Origin of the sequence: Bradyrhizobium sp. IC3123, assembly GCF_020193625.1 — a bacterium.
GTDB classification, from domain to species: Bacteria; Pseudomonadota; Alphaproteobacteria; order Rhizobiales; family Xanthobacteraceae; genus Bradyrhizobium; species Bradyrhizobium yuanmingense.
Genome location: NZ_JADYVF010000006.1, coordinates 97,644 through 115,256, shown reverse-complemented (window position 1 = coordinate 115,256; position 17,613 = coordinate 97,644). Strand labels below are relative to the sequence as shown.

General features: G+C 64.7%; 14 protein-coding genes. 8 read left to right on the top strand and 6 right to left on the bottom strand.

Annotated elements, in window-relative coordinates:
• The 3 genes from I6F20_RS21155 to I6F20_RS21145 form a co-directional block, all read right to left on the bottom strand.
• Nucleotides 1-945, bottom strand: coding sequence for an ABC transporter substrate-binding protein (locus I6F20_RS21155; protein ID WP_225127688.1), 945 nt, complete (start codon nt 943-945; stop codon nt 1-3).
• A gap of 105 nt (nt 946-1,050) precedes the next feature.
• The gene (hutC, locus tag I6F20_RS21150) at nt 1,051-1,776 is read right to left on the bottom strand and encodes a histidine utilization transcriptional repressor HutC (RefSeq protein ID WP_225127686.1); all 726 of its coding nucleotides are present in this window, start codon (nt 1,774-1,776) and stop codon (nt 1,051-1,053) included.
• Nucleotides 1,773-3,131, bottom strand: a complete 1,359-nt coding sequence (locus I6F20_RS21145; protein ID WP_225127684.1) for a formimidoylglutamate deiminase — start codon at nt 3,129-3,131, stop codon at nt 1,773-1,775. Before I6F20_RS21145 ends, hutC begins: the two co-directional genes overlap by 4 nt.
• Before the next feature lie 87 nt (nt 3,132-3,218).
• Between I6F20_RS21145 and hutI the strand changes: the two genes are divergently transcribed.
• Genes hutI through hutU form a run of 3 tightly spaced genes read left to right on the top strand, consistent with a single transcriptional unit; the run spans nt 3,219 to nt 7,670 of the window.
• The gene (gene hutI, locus I6F20_RS21140) at nt 3,219-4,433 is read left to right on the top strand and encodes an imidazolonepropionase (protein WP_225127682.1); all 1,215 of its coding nucleotides are present in this window, start codon (nt 3,219-3,221) and stop codon (nt 4,431-4,433) included.
• The gene (hutH, locus tag I6F20_RS21135) at nt 4,430-5,989 is read left to right on the top strand and encodes a histidine ammonia-lyase (protein ID WP_225127680.1); all 1,560 of its coding nucleotides are present in this window, start codon (nt 4,430-4,432) and stop codon (nt 5,987-5,989) included. Before hutI ends, hutH begins: the two co-directional genes overlap by 4 nt.
• A 10-nt stretch (nt 5,990-5,999) precedes the next feature.
• Nucleotides 6,000-7,670, top strand: coding sequence for a urocanate hydratase (gene hutU / locus I6F20_RS21130; RefSeq protein ID WP_225127678.1), 1,671 nt, complete (start codon nt 6,000-6,002; stop codon nt 7,668-7,670).
• Between the two features lie 89 nt (nt 7,671-7,759).
• On the opposite strand, the gene I6F20_RS21125 is transcribed toward hutU, so the two are convergent.
• Nucleotides 7,760-9,769: a putative bifunctional diguanylate cyclase/phosphodiesterase gene (locus I6F20_RS21125; RefSeq protein WP_225127677.1), complete on the bottom strand. Its 2,010-nt coding sequence runs from the start codon at nt 9,767-9,769 to the stop codon at nt 7,760-7,762.
• Nucleotides 9,770-10,037: 268 nt separating this feature from the next.
• Nucleotides 10,038-11,171: a hypothetical protein gene (locus I6F20_RS21120; RefSeq protein WP_225127676.1), complete on the bottom strand. Its 1,134-nt coding sequence runs from the start codon at nt 11,169-11,171 to the stop codon at nt 10,038-10,040.
• 453 nt (nt 11,172-11,624) lie between these two features.
• Between I6F20_RS21120 and I6F20_RS21115 the strand changes: the two genes are divergently transcribed.
• Entirely contained in the window at nt 11,625-12,431 is an 807-nt protein-coding gene (locus I6F20_RS21115) for an ABC transporter substrate-binding protein (RefSeq protein ID WP_225127675.1), read from the top strand.
• On the opposite strand, the gene I6F20_RS21110 is transcribed toward I6F20_RS21115, so the two are convergent.
• A complete protein-coding gene (locus I6F20_RS21110) occupies nt 12,405-13,103 on the bottom strand; it encodes an ABC transporter permease (protein ID WP_036007971.1) in 699 nt (232 codons plus the stop codon). The two genes, I6F20_RS21115 and I6F20_RS21110, sit on opposite strands and share 27 nt — an antisense overlap.
• A gap of 297 nt (nt 13,104-13,400) precedes the next feature.
• Between I6F20_RS21110 and I6F20_RS21105 the strand changes: the two genes are divergently transcribed.
• From I6F20_RS21105 to I6F20_RS21090, 4 genes are all read left to right on the top strand, one after another.
• Nucleotides 13,401-14,252, top strand: coding sequence for a 3-hydroxybutyryl-CoA dehydrogenase (locus I6F20_RS21105; protein ID WP_036007996.1), 852 nt, complete (start codon nt 13,401-13,403; stop codon nt 14,250-14,252).
• 137 nt (nt 14,253-14,389) lie between these two features.
• Complete coding sequence (locus tag I6F20_RS21100) at nt 14,390-14,854, top strand: group III truncated hemoglobin (protein WP_036029348.1); 465 nt, start codon at nt 14,390-14,392, stop codon at nt 14,852-14,854.
• A 237-nt stretch (nt 14,855-15,091) separates the two neighbouring features.
• Entirely contained in the window at nt 15,092-15,745 is a 654-nt protein-coding gene (locus I6F20_RS21095) for a QcrA and Rieske domain-containing protein (RefSeq protein WP_036007969.1), read from the top strand.
• 130 nt (nt 15,746-15,875) lie between these two features.
• On the top strand, nt 15,876-17,600 hold the full coding sequence (locus I6F20_RS21090; protein WP_085972394.1) for a methanol/ethanol family PQQ-dependent dehydrogenase: 1,725 nt from the start codon (nt 15,876-15,878) through the stop codon (nt 17,598-17,600).
• Nucleotides 17,601-17,613: the final 13 nt, after the last annotated feature.

Sequence of the window (17,613 nt, the reverse complement as noted above, 5' to 3'; positions counted from 1 at the left end):
TTACTTGATGAAGCTCGCGTCGTAGAGGTCCTCGACCTTTGGCACGGCCTTGATGATACCGATCTCGAGCAGGAGCTCGGCGGCCTCCTTGTTGAAGGTCAGGAAGTCGCCGGCGAAGAACTTCTGGTTCGCCGCCTTGTCCTGCCAGCGCAGGTATTTCGCCGAGTTGCCGAACTGCTCGGCGGTCTGCTTCACGTCGGCGCCCATGATCTCGTAGGACTTGGCCTGGTCCTTGGCGATCATCTCGAGCGCCTCGAAATAGCTGTCGGCGAGCGCCTTGGCGGCCTTGGGATTGTCGGTGAGGAACTTCGGCGTGCAGCCGAACGTGTCCATGACCATCGGATAGTCCAGCGTGGTGGCGATGATCTTGCCCTTGTCCGGCGCGGCACGCACGGTCGACAAGTATGGCTCATAAGTCATCGCTGCATCGTTCTGGCCGGAGACGAAGGCCTGCGCGGCCGCCGCCGGCTCGAGGTTCACCACGGTCACGTCCTTGGTGGTGAGGCCGTTCTTCTTCAGCATCCAGGCCAGTGCAAAGTAGGGCGAGGTGCCCGGCGCGGAGGCGGCGACGGTCTTGCCCTTCAGGTCCTTGATCGCGGCGATGTCGTTGCGCACGGCCATGCCGTCGGCGCCGTAGCTCTTGTCGAGCTGGAAGATCTGCTTGGTGGCGACGCCGTTGGCGTTCCAGGAGATCCAGGTCTCGACCGTGGTCGCCGCACACTGGATGTCGCCGGAGGCGATGGCGAGATGGCGGTCCTTCTGCGGGATCTTCTTGATGGTGACGTCGAGGCCGTTCTTCTTGAAGATGCCGGCCTCCTTCGCCAGTGTCAGGGGTGCGAAGCCGGTCCATCCGGAAATGCCGATGCCGACCTTGACGTCCTGGGCGAGCGCCGGAGTGGAGGCCGCGAGAGCAATGATTGTCGCAAATACTGTCGAACTACGCATGATTATCGTCCTCTTGCCGATCGATGGTTTGACGTCCTGTTGATCTCTGCCGGCCCATATGGGCGGTTCCGCGAAGCGTTGCACGATTTGTGCCGACATATCCTCTCAGCCTCCCTTGAATCGCGCGACAAGGCGGTGTGAGTCACCGGGATAGAGCAGGCGCACGGCGGTGATCGTGCGTGCGCTGCGCCAGGTATAGCGGTCGATCACGAGACAGGGGGCGCCGACGGCGATCGCGAGCGCTTCCGCCGCGCGGTCGTCAGCAACGATGGCGCTGATCGTGTGCTCGGCCTCGGTCCATGGGACATGGTGAAGCAGCCACGAGCCGGGCGGCTCGCGCGAAAAATCCGCGGTCGCAGCATTGGGCACAGACGAGAGGTCGATCAGCCTGTCCTCGACCGCGAACGGGACCTTGTCGGCGCTGTGCCGGCAGGTGATCGCGACCACCTTGCCGGCCTTCTTCACGCCGAGCCGGTCGCGGTCGGCAGCCGTCGCCGCGCGCAGCTTGCGGCCGATCAGCTCGTAGCCGTAACTGCGCCCGAGCGCGGTGATCTCGGCGCGGATGTCGGCGATCTTGAGCACCGCCGACTGATGCTGCGGCCGTCGCACGAACGAGCCGGCGCGCCGGCGCCGCTCGATCAGATCGGCCTGCGCCAGCTCAGACAGCGCCTTGTTCACGGTCATGCGCGAGCAGCCATAGCGCGCCACCAGCTCATGCTCGAAGGGAATACGATGTCCGGGCGGCCATTCGCCGGTCAGGATGCGCTGCTCGATGTCGGCGCGGATGCGCTTGTAGAGCGTCGGCTTGTCGGCATCGGTGACGAGGCTCATGCAACGAGCCTCCGCATCGATGCGTTGAAGCGCTCGCGTGCGGCTTGGCGCAATCCATGCTGACCGCGCTCGACCACCTTGTTGCCCCCGGCCCAGACGCAATCGATGGCGGCGCCGCCGGCAGAAAAAATCCAGCCGTCGATGACGGCATCCTGCGCGCGTCCCGCCAGCGATGGATGCGCCGTGTCGAGCGTGACGATATCGGCGCGCGCGCCGGGTGTGAGGCCGACCGTCGGCTGCGCCAGCGCCCGCGCGCCGCCGGCGAGCGCCCCGTCGAACAGCGAGCGTCCCGTAGAGCGACCTGCGCCGCCGGAGAGGACGTTGCGCTGGCGGTGCTTGAGCCGCTGGCCGTATTCGAGCTGGCGCAACTCGTCTGCGGCGCCGATCAACACGTTGGAATCGGTACCGACGCCGAAAAAGCCGCCGGCGTCGACAAACTCCCGCGCCGAGAAAGTGCCGTCGCCGAGGCTCGCCTCCGTGATCGGGCAAAGGCCGGCGACCGCGCCCGTCTTGGCGAAAGCCGTCACTTCCTCACTCGTCATGTGGGTCGCGTGAATGAGGCACCAGCGCCGATCGACAGGCGCGTGCTCCAGCAGCCATTGCACCGGACGCCGGCCCGACCAGGCGAGGCAATCCTCGACCTCCTTCACCTGCTCGGCGGCATGGATGTGCACCGGCCCGCCCTCGGCGAGCGGAAGGATCGCGGCGAGATCGTCCGGCGTGACCGCGCGCAAACTGTGCGGAGCGATGCCGATATTGGCGCCGGGCAAGGCGCTGATCGCCTGGCGCGAGGCCGTCATCAATGCGGCGAACTGATCGACCGAGCAGATGAAGCGGCGCTGCCCGGCATGCGGCGCTGCGCCTCCAAACGAGCCATGCGCATAGAAAGTCGGCAACAACGTCAGCGCAATGCCCGAGGCTTCGGCCGCCTGTGCAATCCGCGTGGCCATCTCGGCGGGGTCAGCGTAGGGCGAGCCGTCGCGGTCGTGGTGCAGATAGTGGAATTCGCCGACGCGGGTAAAACCCTGCTCGAGCATCTCGACATAGAGCAGCGTCGCCACAGCCGCGACGTCGTCAGGCGTCATCGCCAGCGCAAAGCGATACATCGTCTCGCGCCAGGTCCAGAACGTGTCGGTGGAATCGCCGCGCAATTCGGCAAGGCCTGCCATGCCGCGCTGGAAGGCGTGGCTGTGCAGGCTCGCAAGTCCGGGAAGCGCGATAGCATGGCGCTCGTCGCCGGCGGACGGCGCCACGCCCGGCGTCACCGCGGCGATCGCGCCGGCGGCGATCACCACCTGCACGTCATTGGCCCAGCCGGAAGGCAGGAGCGCGGAAGCGAAATGCAGTCGGGTCATGATCTACACGCCGGCTGGACAGAACCGCCTTACGATTATATGTCTAGACATATAAGTCAAGCATCCCCAGGGCGAAGGGATACCCGCATGGCAGAGCGCTTCGACCGGATCTGGCACAATGCCCGCCTCGCGACGATGCGGGTCGATCGTCCCGATCTTGGCGAGATCGAGCATGGTGTCATCGCCGCACGCGGCGGTCGCATCGCCTATGCGGGCGCGAAAGCGGATTTTCCCGCCGATGCAGACGCTATCGAGCGGATCGATTGCAAGGGGCGCTGGATCACGCCTGGTCTCGTCGACTGCCATACCCATCTGGTCTATGGCGGCAACCGCGCGCATGAATTCGAGCTGCGCCTGAAGGGGGCGAGCTACGAGGAGATCGCGCGCGCCGGCGGTGGCATCGTCTCGACCGTGGCGGCAACGCGCCAGGCGAGCGAAGCCGAGCTCGTCGCAGGCGCGCTGCCGCGGCTCGACGCGCTGACGGCTGAGGGCGCCACTACGGTCGAGATCAAGTCCGGCTACGGCCTCGACACAGAAACCGAGATGCGCCAGCTCGCGGCTGCGCGCAGCCTCGGCCGTGAGCGGCCTGTTACGATCCGCACGTCGTTCTTGGGTGCGCATGCGCTGCCGGTCGAGGCGGGTGGCGACAAGGATAGTTACATCGATCTCGTCTGCAAGGAGATGCTGCCGGCGGTCGCAAAAGCGGGCCTCGCCGATGCCGTCGATGCCTTCATGGAGGGCATCGCATTCTCCGCCGAGCAGACCGCGCGGGTGTTCGAAACGGCGAGGGGACTTGGACTGCCAGTCAAGCTCCATGCCGACCAGCTCTCGAATCTCGGCGGCGCCGCGCTTGCCGCGAAATTCTCGGCACTCTCGGCCGATCATCTCGAGCATACAGATGAAGCCGGTGCCGCCGCCATGGCGAGGGCCGGCACTGTCGCCGTGCTGCTGCCGGGCGCGTTCTACTTCATTCGCGAGACGCAGAAGCCGCCGGTCGAGACGTTCCGCAAGCACAACGTTCCCATGGCGCTGGCGACCGACTGCAATCCCGGCAGCTCGCCACTGACCTCGCTGCTGCTCGCGATGAACATGGGCGCGACATTGTTCCGGATGAATGTGGCCGAGTGCCTCGCCGGCGTCACCCGTGAAGGCGCGCGGGCGCTCGGCCTCCTGCATGAGACCGGCACACAGGATGCCGGCAAATGGTGCGACCTCGCGATCTGGGAGATCGAGCGGCCGGCCGAACTGGTCTACCGCATCGGCTTCAATCCGCTGCACAAGCGGGTATGGAGGGGGCAATGACGGAGCAGGAGACAGCGATCGTCGTCAAGCCGGGAACAGTGAGCCTCGACGATCTCGCGCGCGTGCTCGAAGGTGCTCCCGTCTTGCTCGATCCTTCGTTCTGGCCGCGTGTCGATGCGGCTGCGCTGATCGTTGCGCAGGCCGCGCAGGCCGACGTCCCCGTCTACGGCATCAACACCGGCTTCGGGAAGCTCGCGTCGAAGCGCATTCCGCCGGACCAGACCGCGCTGCTTCAGCGCAACCTGATCGTCTCGCATTGCTGCGGCGTCGGCCAGCCGACGCCGGAGCCCATCGTCCGCCTGATGATGGCGCTGAAGATCGTCTCGCTCGGCCGCGGCGCTTCCGGCGTGCGCCGCGCGGTGATCGAGCAGTTGCAGGACATGCTGGCCCGTGGCGTCTATCCGCTGGTGCCGCAGCAGGGCTCGGTCGGCGCCTCCGGCGATCTGGCACCGCTTGCGCATATGACGGCCGTGATGATCGGCCAAGGGCAGGCGATCATCGATGGCAAGACTGTATCCGGCAGCGAGGCACTTGCGGCCGCCGGCCTCACGCCGCTGACGCTTGGGCCCAAGGAAGGCCTCGCGCTGATCAACGGCACGCAATTCTCGACCGCCTACGCGCTATCGGGCGTGCTGCGTGCATATCGCCTCGCCCGCGCCGCACTGGTGACCGGTGCACTGTCGGTGGATGCGGCGATGGCCTCGACGGCACCGTTCCGCCCCGAAATCCAGGCGCTGCGCGGCCATGCCGGCCAGATCGCGGCGGCTGCGACGCTGAATGCGTTGCTCGACGGCAGCGACATCCGGCTGTCGCATCTCGAGGGCGATGAACGCGTGCAGGATCCCTATTGCCTGCGCTGCCAGCCACAGGTTGCGGGTGCCGCGCTCGATCTGATCACGCAGGCCGCGCGCACGCTGATCGTGGAGGCCAATGCCGTCACCGATAACCCGCTGGTGCTGGTCGAGACCGGGGAGATCGTCTCCGGCGGCAATTTCCACGCCGAGCCGGTGGCGTTTGCCGCAGATGCCATCGCGCTGGCGCTGTCGGAAATCGGCGCGATCAGCGAGCGGCGCATCGCGACGCTGGTCGATCCCGCGCTCAATTTCGGCCTGCCGCCGTTCCTCACCCCCGATCCCGGCATCAATTCCGGCTTCATGATCGCCGAGGTGACGGCGGCCGCACTCTATGCCGAGAACAAGCAGCGCGCGCTCGCCTGCTCGATCGACTCGACGCCGACCAGCGCCAACCAGGAAGACCATGTCTCGATGGCCGCGCATGCCGCGCGGCGCCTGTCCGACATGGCCGACAATCTCGCCGCCATCCTCGGCATCGAGCTTCTGGTCGCTGCCCAAGGCATCACGCTGCGCGCGCCGCATGCAACCAGTGCGCCGCTGGTCGCCGTCATTGCCGCGTTGCGTGAGCAGGTGCCCGCACTGGGTGCCGATCGCTACATGGCCGGCGATCTCGCCAAGGCCGCTGCATTGATCGAAGCCGATGCGCTTCCAGCTGCCGCGCTCGCCCAGCTTCCCACCGATCCGTTTCCGAGACTCGTCTGAAGAGGTCCGCATGAACCGCCGTCTGGACAATGACCGCACCATCCGCGCTCCCCGCGGCAGCGACATCAGCGCCAAGAGCTGGTCGACCGAAGCGCCGCTGCGCATGCTGATGAACAATCTCGATCCTGACGTCGCGGAGCGCCCGAGCGAGCTTGTCGTCTATGGCGGCATCGGCCGCGCCGCGCGCGACTGGGAGAGTTTTGACCGGATCGTTGCGGCCTTGCGCAAGCTCGAGGCCGACCAGACGCTGCTGGTGCAGTCCGGCAAGCCGGTCGGCGTGTTCCGCACCCATGCCGATGCACCGCGCGTGCTGATCGCGAATTCCAACATCGTGCCGCATTGGGCGACGCTCGATCATTTCAACGAGCTCGATCGCCAGGGCCTGATGATGTACGGCCAGATGACGGCGGGCTCCTGGATCTATATCGGCAGCCAGGGCATCGTGCAGGGCACCTATGAAACGTTCGTCGAGGTCGGTCGGCGTCATTACGGCGGCAGCCTCGCCGGTAAATGGATTCTCACGGCCGGCTTGGGAGGCATGGGCGGCGCGCAGCCGCTGGCGGCGACCATGGCCGGCGCTTCGATGCTTGCGGTCGAATGCCAGCCGAGCCGCATCGAGATGCGCCTGCGGACCGGCTATCTCGACCGGCAAGCCGCAACGCTTGATGAAGCGCTCGCGATCATGGCGGACGCCGCGAAGACGAACAAGGCGGTCTCGGTCGGCCTGCTCGGCAACGCCGCGGAGATCTTCCCTGAGCTGGTGCGCCGCGGCGTCAAGCCCGACATCGTCACCGACCAGACCAGCGCGCACGATCCCATCAACGGCTACTTGCCGAAGGGCTGGACGCTTGCCGAATGGGAAGCCAAGCGCGCGTCCGATCCGAAGGCAGTGGAGCGCGCCTCGAAGACGTCGATGGTCGAGCATGTCCAGGCCATGCTGGATTTCCATGCCCAGGGCATTCCGACGCTCGACTACGGCAACAACATCCGCCAGATGGCACAGGACATGGGCCTGAAGAACGCCTTCGATTTCCCCGGCTTCGTGCCCGCCTATATCCGCCCCCTGTTCTGTCGCGGCGTCGGGCCATTCCGCTGGGCCGCGCTGTCGGGCGATCCCGAGGACATCTTCAAGACCGATGTCAAGGTCAAGGAGCTGATGCCTGACGACAAGCATCTGCACAATTGGCTCGACATGGCAAAGGCGCGCATCAAATTCCAGGGCCTGCCGGCACGCATCTGCTGGGTCGGCCTCGGCGATCGCCATCGCCTCGGTCTTGCCTTCAACGAGATGGTGGCGCGTGGCGAATTGAAAGCGCCGATCGTGATCGGCCGCGATCATCTCGACAGCGGCTCGGTGGCGAGCCCCAACCGCGAGACCGAGGCGATGAAGGACGGATCGGATGCGGTGTCCGATTGGCCGCTGCTCAATGCGCTGCTCAATTGCGCCAGCGGAGCGACCTGGGTGTCGCTGCATCATGGCGGCGGCGTCGGCATCGGCTATTCGCAGCACGCGGGCATGGTGATCGTCGCCGACGGCACGCCCGAGGCTGCGAAGCGGATCGAGCGCGTGCTGTGGAACGATCCCGCCACCGGCGTCATGCGCCACGCCGATGCAGGCTACGACATCGCGATCGAGTGCGCGCGCGACAAGGGGCTCGATCTGCCGAGTCTGGCGGAGTAGACGAGGCTTTAGAGCATGATCCGGAAAAGTGCGTAGCGGTTTTCCGAAAAGATTATGCTCAAACAATAACCTAAAGTGCGCATCGCGCTTTAGGCCACGACCTTGGTCCCGGTGCCGTCGAGGCGCCGGCTCTCCTTCGCAAGATGGTCGCCAATCGCATCGGCCGGCATGGGCTTGGCGAAATAGTAACCCTGGATGAAGTCGCATCCCAGGCGGCGCAGGGTGTCGAGCTGAGCACGCGTCTCGACGCCCTCGACGACGCAGGCGATCTCCATGTCGTCGCAGAGACCGGTGAGCGATTTGATGATCTTGTGGCTGACGGGATTCTCGTTGATGTCGGAAACGAAGCTGCGGTCGACCTTGATCTTGTCGAGCGGCAGCCGGTGCACGTGGCTCAGCGACGAATAGCCGGTGCCGAAATCGTCCAGCGAAATGCCGCAGCCCATTGCCTTCAGCGTTGCGATCGATTGCTGTGCGCGGACGAAGTCGAAGGTGACGGCGGTCTCGGTGATCTCGAAATCGATCCGGCGCGGCGGCAGCCCGCTCTTCTCGATGATCGAGATCAGCGGCAGGATGCCCTCCGCCGCACAGACATCGTGGGCTGAGAGATTGAACGACAGGCGGATGTGATCGGGCCATGTCCTGGCGATGGCGAGCGCGCGCACGAGCAGCGCTTGCGTCAGCGGCCGGATCAGTCCGATGCGCTCGGCGGCCGGAATGAAATCGGCCGGGGAGACCAGGCCGAGGCGGGCGCTGCGCCAGCGCGCGAGAACCTCGAAGCCGGCGGTGTGCTCGCTCATGGCATCGACGATCGGCTGGAACACCAGGTCCATCTCGGTGCCGAAATCGGCGGTGCGCAGCAGATTCTCGATGACTCCGCGACTGCGGATCTCGGCCTCGAGCTCGCTCGAGAAGATCACGGTGCGGCCGCGCAGATGGCGCTTGGCATGATAGAGCGAATAGTCGGCACATTCATAGAGTGCTTCCGCGGTCGTTGCCGATTGGGGAAACGAGGCAAAGCCGATCGAGCAGGACAGCCCGGTATGGGCAGTGTCGAGCTGATAGGGAAGTCTGACCTGGTCACCGATGCGCTGGCCCAGCCGCAGCAGGTCCGCATCGTCGGGGTCGCCGCAAACGACCAGGCCGAACTCGTCGCCGCCTAATCGGGCGAATTCGACCCGTTGCGGACCAAAACTCTCGCAGACCTCGCGGATGCGCCGGCCGGCCTCGATCAGGACGCGGTCTCCCACCGAATGGCCGTAATTGTCGTTGATCGGCTTGAAACCGTCGAGATCGATGATGCCGACCGCGATCCGAACTTTCCTGCGTTCGGCATCGGTGAAGGCGCTCGACAGCTCGGCGAAGAAGCGGCGGCGGTTCGGCAGCTCGGTGAGTGAATCGAGATTGGCAAGGCGGAAGTTCTGGTCAGAGAGCGCCTGCGTCGCCGCCTGTTGCGAGAGCAGCGACTTGCGGCTGGCGACGAGATCGGCGAAGTCGCGATAGTAGATGAACAGCACCGTCACCATCGCGGCGGAAACCAGGAGGTTGTTGACCGCGATCGCCTTCAGCGTCGGCTCGCCCGTGGCGAAGAAGAACAGCACATAGGGCACGTCGACGATCAGCGTCACGATCAGCGCCGCCGAGCGCAGATGCATCAGCGAGAAGATGCAGCCGATCACGGTGACCGCCATGTAGAACGCGACCTGGCTCTTGGCGAAGGGATCGCCGTAGGGGTAGAGCGCGAAGGACCAGGCGGTGAAGCCGGCACCGATCGGCAGGGTCAGCCAGTTGGTGGCGCGCAGATTGCGCAGGATGTCGGCATCGCTGCGCACCAGCCGGCGCTGGCGCAGCCACCAGAAAGTCCGTAAGGCCGCGAGCACCGTCAGCACGGCCGGCACGATCATCGTCAGCCAGTCCGGCGCCACGTTCACATAGGTGTAGGCGACCGCAATCGTGTTGCTGATGAGGATGAAGTAGAGCAGCGGGATCTGCTTGGAGAAGGCGTCGAACTGCGCCCGCGTCAGGTCCGGATTGTCGGCGGGAACGCGAAACAATCGCATCGCGGCGGCAAGATGAGATTTCAAATCGGCAACAGGCATTGCAATACGAGCCCCAGATCCCCTGAAAAACGTGGGCAATCTTGCACGGCAGGGGTAAAGGGCCCGTTAGATCAATTCTGGCCCGGGCAGGCCAGCACTGGTTGCGCGCTGCCTTACGATTTTCCGATCGCGTGCATTGGTGAGGTCCCGTTAAGGATATCCGGCCGCAGCGTGCGCACGTCTCAGGCAGAGGTCGCCCGAAATCGCTGCAGCTACCGCCTGCTATCGCCCATGCGCGACATCAGCCTAGCACATGGCCACGGTCGGATCAGGCGAGGACGGCCTGGCGCTCGCGCGCCGGTTCGCGGACGCGCTCGCTGGTCCGCGGCTCGGCAAGCTGCGTGAAGCTCCGATGGCTCGCCTGAACCGGTGCCTCGACGATCACGCCCTCACAGACGATCTGTCCGCCGAGCATCCTGAATTCCAGCTTGTCGTAGCGCGGCATTGTCTCGCCGGGTGCCGGGGGCAGCAGCCCGATGCTTCCCTGGATGTTCAGCGCGGCTTCGCCGGTGCCGTGCAGCCGCGGATTCCACATCCTGATTCCGCTCTCCGCCCAGCGCTGCCGGATCAGCGCGGCGCGGTCGGCGGGCTCTGCGGCTCTCGCGCGAACTTTCGGTACGCGGCGGAGCTCGGAAGGGGGAGACGCGAGAGGCTGAACCGGCTCGATGGCGGTGACGCCGCTCAAGGAGTCGTTAGTTGCCGCAGCGAGCGGAACATCGTTTGTAGGGACTTGCGGGCTTTCGACAACGGGCGCCGGTTCGCTGTCGGCGCTGGCTTCAGAGGCATCAGTCGTGACGCTATCGGCCTCGGCGCGGAGAAGCTCGACTTCTTCGACAGCGACCGGATCGACGGCGGCGGAAACGTCGGGCGAGGAGGCTGCCTCGATGATGACATCAGGGACATCAGTCAAGGCGGTCGTGACGTCCGCTGACGAAATCACAACCTGCTCTATGACGGCGGAGTCGATCTCTGCAGGAATCTCAGCAGGCGATGCATCGTCGTCAACGATGGCGAGATCAGAGGCTGCAACTGGCCCGCTCTCCGCACCGACCGATGCAGTCAGCACCTCCTCGGAGACTGGCGGCGTCGCGGGCGCCTCGATTTCCGTCACGGTCTCCGGAGAGGCGTCCCCGCTGATACGGATTTCGTCGGACGGATTCTCCGCGACGACAGACACAGCCGCATCGTTCTCCGCGACCAGAGCCTTGGTGCCGGGGGCAGCGTCGTCGCGCACCGGGGCGGTGCTGATCTCGGCGCTTGGAGCTTGAGCCCGGACCTCGACGTCTTCGATGATGGCGGGCGAAGCGTCCGTGGCGGTCGGCGCGACCTCAATGTTGCCGCTGTGCGGCACAGGCCGGAGTCGGGAAAACGCCCAATTCACCGCAGGGATGCGGCGCAGCAACGATATCAGTCTCGAAAGCACTGGGAGTTGTCCAAGAGGTGCTCGGCGTGAGGCAATCGCTGATTCGTCAGCAATATGAAAACCTGCCCCGGCCGTCACATCCGTGTCAATGTAGGGTGGACCAATTGCAGAACATCCGCGCATCCAGTGCGCATCCGCCCGAGTTACGCAACCCGCACAGCAGCCGATGATGCAATAATACCCCTGTTTTGCCCGACGCCGCAAGCGTGTCTTCGGCAACACCGAAATGCTCAAGCCTTTCAACCCCATCGCTACTGTGCATGGGGTTGTTTTTTCACTTCTTGTTTTGCAGGCGTGCCTAGCGCGCGCCGGCGCGCTTTTTCTGCGAGGTGCACCGCCCGCATCAACTCTCGTTGCGATCCGAAGCTTGGGGTTCCCGCCATCCTCGCGAGCCGCTATTCAGAGCCGTCATTGTCTGGCCGAGGTCGTCGCATGAGGAAGCTTGTCACCATCGCGGTTCTGCTCTGGTCCACCATCGCATCCGCACAGGATCGCACCATCACCGTGGCTTCAACCACCTCGACGGAACAGTCGGGGCTGTTCGGTCATCTGCTGCCGCTGTTCTCTAAGGCCGAAGGCATCGGCGTGAAGGTCGTCGCCGTCGGCACCGGCCAGGCGCTGGACATCGGGCGGCGCGGCGATGCCGACGTGGTGTTCGTCCATGACAGGCCCGCCGAGGACAGGTTCATGTCCGAAGGGCAGGGCGTGAAGCGCTTCGACGTCATGTACAACGACTTCGTCCTCATCGGCCCCAAAAGCGATCCGGCGCAGATCTCGGGCAGCAAGGACGTGGCCGAGGCGCTGCGCAAGATTGCGACCGCAAAGGCGCCGTTCATCTCGCGCGGCGACAAGTCCGGCACGCATGCGGCCGAGCTGAGACTATGGAAGGAGGCTGGCGTCGACCTCAGTGCCGGCAAGGACATTTGGTATCGGGAGATCGGCCAAGGCATGGGCCCGGCGCTGAACATGGCCTCGTCGTCGAACGCCTACCTCCTGTCAGACCGCGGCACCTGGCTGTCGTTCAAGAACCGTGGCGAACTCGCCATCTTGACCGAGGGTGACAAGCGGCTCTTCAACCAGTACGGCGTCATGCTGGTCAATCCTGCAAAGCATCCGAACGTGAAGGCAAAGGAGGGACAGGCCTTCGTCGACTGGCTGGTTTCGCCGCAAGGGCAGCAAGCGATCGCCGGGTACAAGGTCGGCGGCGAGCAGCTATTTTTCCCCAACGCGCCCAACTAGGACGAAGGCGACGGTCGAGACCGCGACGCTGAGAGCGAGCAGGATCAGCCCGAGTCCGAGCGCCAGCGGCAGCTCGCCTTTGCTGGTTTCCAGCGCGATCGCCGTCGTCATCGTGCGGGTGAAGCCACGGATGTTGCCACCGACGATGATGATGGCACCGACTTCCGCAATGGCGCGCCCGAACGCGGCGAGAAAGGCCGTCAGCAACGAGGTCCGGCCGAGCGCGAACAGCAGGGCCATGCTGCGCAGGGCCGACAGCCCGTCGATCCGCGCCAGGTCGCCATACTCCGCCCACAACAGGCTTGCCGGCCGGTGCACCAGCGCCACCACGATCGGCGTCGCCAGTAGCGTCTGCGCGATCACCATGGCGGCCGGCGTGAACAACAAGCCCGCCGCCCCGAACGGGCCGGACCGCGACAGCAGAAGATAGAGCGCGAGCCCGACCACGACCGGCGGAAGCCCGAGCAGGGCATTGGTCAGAATGATGATGATTTGGCGTCCCCGGAAGCGGGTGATCGCAAGCAGGGCTCCAAAGGGGGCGCCGATCAGGAGCGCCAGGATGCTGGCGGTCAGGCTGACCCGCAACGACAGGGCGACGATGCCCAATAGCTCGGTGTCGGCGTCGCCGATCAGCGCAAAGGCGGCACCGATGGATCGTGCGAAATCGTTCATCCGGTCTCGGGCAAGCCCCTGTTCCGCGGTAGCCCCGCGCCGCCCTTCTCGCTGCTGCCGCTGCCATAATCAAGGGGCCAGGGGGTGGGCAGCCCCGCCGGAGCCGTTGGAGAAGGGCTCAGGATGATCGGTCAACGAGGCACCTGGCCGGCCCCGCGGGCGGCTTTCTTCCGGCCTCGGATGCGCTAAGGAACAGGATCGGGTCGCGCCGGCCCAATGGCGGTGCTAGACCCTAATGCAGGAACAATGGAGCCGGGCTGCGACTGGCGCGCCCGCAAGGATGAAGGATGTGACGCAATGATCCAGACCGTTGGCATCATCGGGGCAGGGACCATGGGGAACGGCATCGCGCAGGTCTGCGCGGCCGCCGGCCTCTCGGTCGTAATGGTCGATATTTCCGATGCGGCGGTGAACCGCGGCCTTTCGACCGTCGGCGGAAGCCTCGAGCGGCTGGTCAAAAAAGAGAAGATGTCGGCGGCCGACCGCGAGGCGACGCTCAAGCGCATCACCGGCACCACGGACCGGGCGAAGCTGTCGGATTGCGACCTCGTCATCGAGGCCGCGACCGAGAACGAGGAGCTCAAGGTCAAGATCCTGAAGGATCTCTGCGCCACCCTGTCGCCGCGCACGCTGGTCGCGACCAACACCTCCTCGATCTCGATCACCAAGCTCGCCGCCGCGACCGACCGTCCCGACCGCTTCATCGGCATGCACTTCTTCAACCCGGTGCCGGTGATGGCGCTGCTCGAGCTCATCCGCGGCCTGCAGACCTCGGACGACACCCATGCCAAGGCGCTGGATTTCGCCAAGCGCGTCGGCAAAGTGGCGATCACGGCCAAGAACAGCCCGGGCTTCGCCGTCAACCGCATCCTCTGTCCGATGATCAACGAGGCGATCTTCGCGCTCCAGGAGGGCATCGCGACGGCGGAAGAGATCGACGCGGGCATGAAGCTCGGCTGCAACCATCCGATCGGGCCGCTCGCACTTGCCGATCTCGTCGGGCTCGACACCATGCTTTCGGTGATGGAGGTCTTTTACAAGGGCTTCAACGATCCTAAATATCGGCCAGCGCCGCTGCTGAAAGAGATGGTCGATGCCGGCCATCTCGGCCGCAAGACCGGGCAGGGCTTCTACACTTATTCCGCCTGACGAAGGCATTGGCGGCGGGCGCCCAGCGTCCGCCGCCACATCCCGCAATTTGCGCTGCGACAAAGACGCCGCGTGCGATAGGCCCGACAATGTCGAACGGGCGGCCTGCGGGGATAACTGAACGGATAGCAAAGGACATGTCGGATCGACTGAAGGCCGAGCGGGAAGCTGCGGCCGCGCGCCGGAGCCTGTTGACCCAGGATGCGATCGAGCGAACCGGGATCACCGAGGAGATGATTGGAGAACTCGTCACCCGCTTCTACGGACGCGTGCGCGAGGACGCGCTGTTGGGGCCCGTCTTCGGCGTCGTGCAGAATTGGGACGAGCATCTCGCCAAGCTCAGGGATTTCTGGTCGTCGGTCGTGCTGATGAGCGGCCGCTATCATGGCTCACCGATGCGGGCACACCTGCCGCTCAGCCTGGCCGGCGGCCATTTCGATCGCTGGCTCGACCTGTTCGAGCAGACCGCGCGCGAGGTCTGCCCGCCGGCGGCGGCTGCACTCTTCATCGACAAGGCGCGTCGTATCGCCGACAGCTTTGAGATGGCCTCGGCAACACTTGCGGGCCGCATCGCTTCGCCGCGTCACGTGCTCAGGTCGTGAAGGACACGATGCCTGCGTGGGATTCCGCATCGCATCGTGGCGTCGCAGCAATTCCTCCATCATCGGATCTGATCTGCGAAATCATCATGCCATTCGCGCAACGCCATGTAGAAATCGCGAAAACGCGCTTGAACGCATTTACTCCGACGCAATCAGCGCGAGCAAAGCCATATTGATGCACTGCGGCGCCAAGTCTTCGCCTTGTTTTCGGCAGAGTTCCAGCGCCTGCTAGCGGGCATGGCTCGCGCATCGTTCGATACCCATTCATCATCTTCCGAAAATGCTACGGAACCCGACGTCGAAGCGGGCACCGAACAGACACGGCGATCCCTGCTGCTCGGTGCGATGGCCACGACGGCGTGTCTCGGCTGTTCAACCAGGGCCCGCGCAGGTGAGGATCCGCCCGGCTCGGATGAGCGGCCGCAGAAAGGCGATCTGCTCGTCTTCTCCGAAGGTGACCAGGAGGGAAAGCTCATCACTGCGGCTGATCTACGGGTCGGTGGACCGCCGATCCATGCCTGGCCGAAGGACCCCACCACATCGGTGGTGCGCAGCGCCTCGCGGCTCAACGAAATCCTGATCATCAAGCTCGATCCCGCCGACCTCGACGAGAAGACCCGCGCGCGCGCCGTCGACGGCATCATCGCCTATTCGGCGATCTGCTCGCATGCCGGCTGTCCCGTCACCGCCTGGGTGAAGAGCGATGTCGGCGACAAGGAGGTTTTCAAGTGCATGTGCCACAACTCCGAATTCGATCCCCGCGCGGGCGCGCAGGTCGTGTTCGGGCCGGCGCCGCGGCGGCTAGCAGCGCTGCCGCTGGCGCTCGCTGACGGTTCGCTCAGCGTCGCCGGCAATTTCATGGGAAAGGTAGGTGGCACACAGCCAGGATGATGGACGGTTGCGGGCTGGGCCCGCCTCACGACTAGCCGCCACCGCCGAAGGGCGGAAGACGGGACGAACGACAAGAAATCACAAAAAGAATTCAAGCGGATGAAAAAGGGGAACGTCCATGAAAACTTCCATGATCAGGAAGCAATGGTTACTGTCCGGCTTGGTCGCCTTCACGTGTCTTGCCTCAACCGCCGCTCTATCGGGGCCGATCGAGAGTTATTCTCCGGTCACCGCGCAGCGGCTGGAAAACCCCGAGCCCCACAACTGGATGCTTTACCGGCGCACCTATGACGGGCACGGCTATAGCCCGCTCGATCAGATCAACACCTCCAACGTGAAGAACCTCACACCGGTCTGGACCTTTTCCACTGGCGTGGTCGAAGGCCATCAGGCCCCGCCGATCGTCAACAATGGCGTGATGTTCGTGACGACCCCAATGGGCCAGGTGATCGCGCTGAATGCGAAGACCGGCGACGAATACTGGCGCTACAAGCGGCAGCTTCCTGACGATCTGTTCCAGCTGCATCCGACCAACCGCGGCGTTGGTCTGTGGGAGGACAAGCTCTACCTCGCCACCACGGACGACCACGTGGTCGCGCTCGATGCCAAGACCGGCAAGGTGCTGTGGGACACGAAGGTGCAGGACTACAGGAAGGGGCAGTACCTCACCCTGATGCCCTTGATCGTCGACGGTAAGGTCATTGTCGGCGGCTCCGGCGGCGAGTTCGGCGTGCGTGGCTATATCGTAGCTTATGATGCCAAGGAGGGAAAAGAGTTGTGGCGGACCTACACCATCCCCGGTGAAGGCGAGCCCGGTCATGACACCTGGCAAGGCGACGACTGGAAAAACGGCGGCGGGTCGGCCTGGATGACAGGCAATTACGACAAGGAGACCAGGACGATCTATTGGGGTGTCGGCAATGCCGCGCCATGGCCCGGCGACTCGCATCCCGGCGACAATCTCTACACAGCATCGGTGCTCGCGCTCGATCCCGACACTGGCAAGATCAAGGCCTATCACCAATACCACCAGAACGATTCCTGGGATTGGGATGAGGTCGACGCGCCGATGCTGATCGATTTGCAACGCAACGGCCGCACCATCAAGAGCTTGGTCCATCCCGGCCGCGACGCGATCTTCTGGGTGCTGGAGCGGACTCCGACCAAGATCAATTACGTCGCCGGATGGCCGTTCGTCTTCACTGACGTCTGGAAGGGCATCGACGAGACCGGCAAGCCGATCGTGGATCCAGCGCACAAGCCGGTGATCGGCAAGCGCGTCGAGTTCTGTCCCTCGCTGTGGGGCGGCAAGGATTGGCCATCGGCGGCCTACAGCCAGAGGACCGGCCTCGTCTACGTGCCTGCCAACGAGAATTTCTGCGGCGGCTTTACCGGCGAGAAAGTGCCACTCAAGCCGGGCGAGCTCTGGCTCGGCACCAAGCCGGAAGACATCGGCCTGAAGGTAAAGCCGGGTGCGGATCATTTTGGCGAGCTGCAGGCCTGGGATCCCGCAACCGGAAAGAAGGTCTGGCAGCACAACTTCCCCAAGTCGCATCTGTTCGGATCGGTCACGGCGACTGCGGGCGATCTCGTCTTCGTCGGCGGGACCAACGACCGCTATTTCCGCGCCTTCCACGCCAAGACGGGCGAACTGTTGTGGGAGCAGAAGACCAACTCCGGCATCGTCGGCATGCCGGTGTCATATGAGATCGACGGCACGCAATACATCGCGATCCAGTCGGGCTGGGGCGTCGACGCGCAGCGCATCCAGGATGCACTCGTGACCAACAATATCGGCATTGAAGCCAACGTGCCGCAGGGCGGCGTCGTCTGGGTCTTCGCGCTGAAGAAATAGCTCCGCGGGCGGA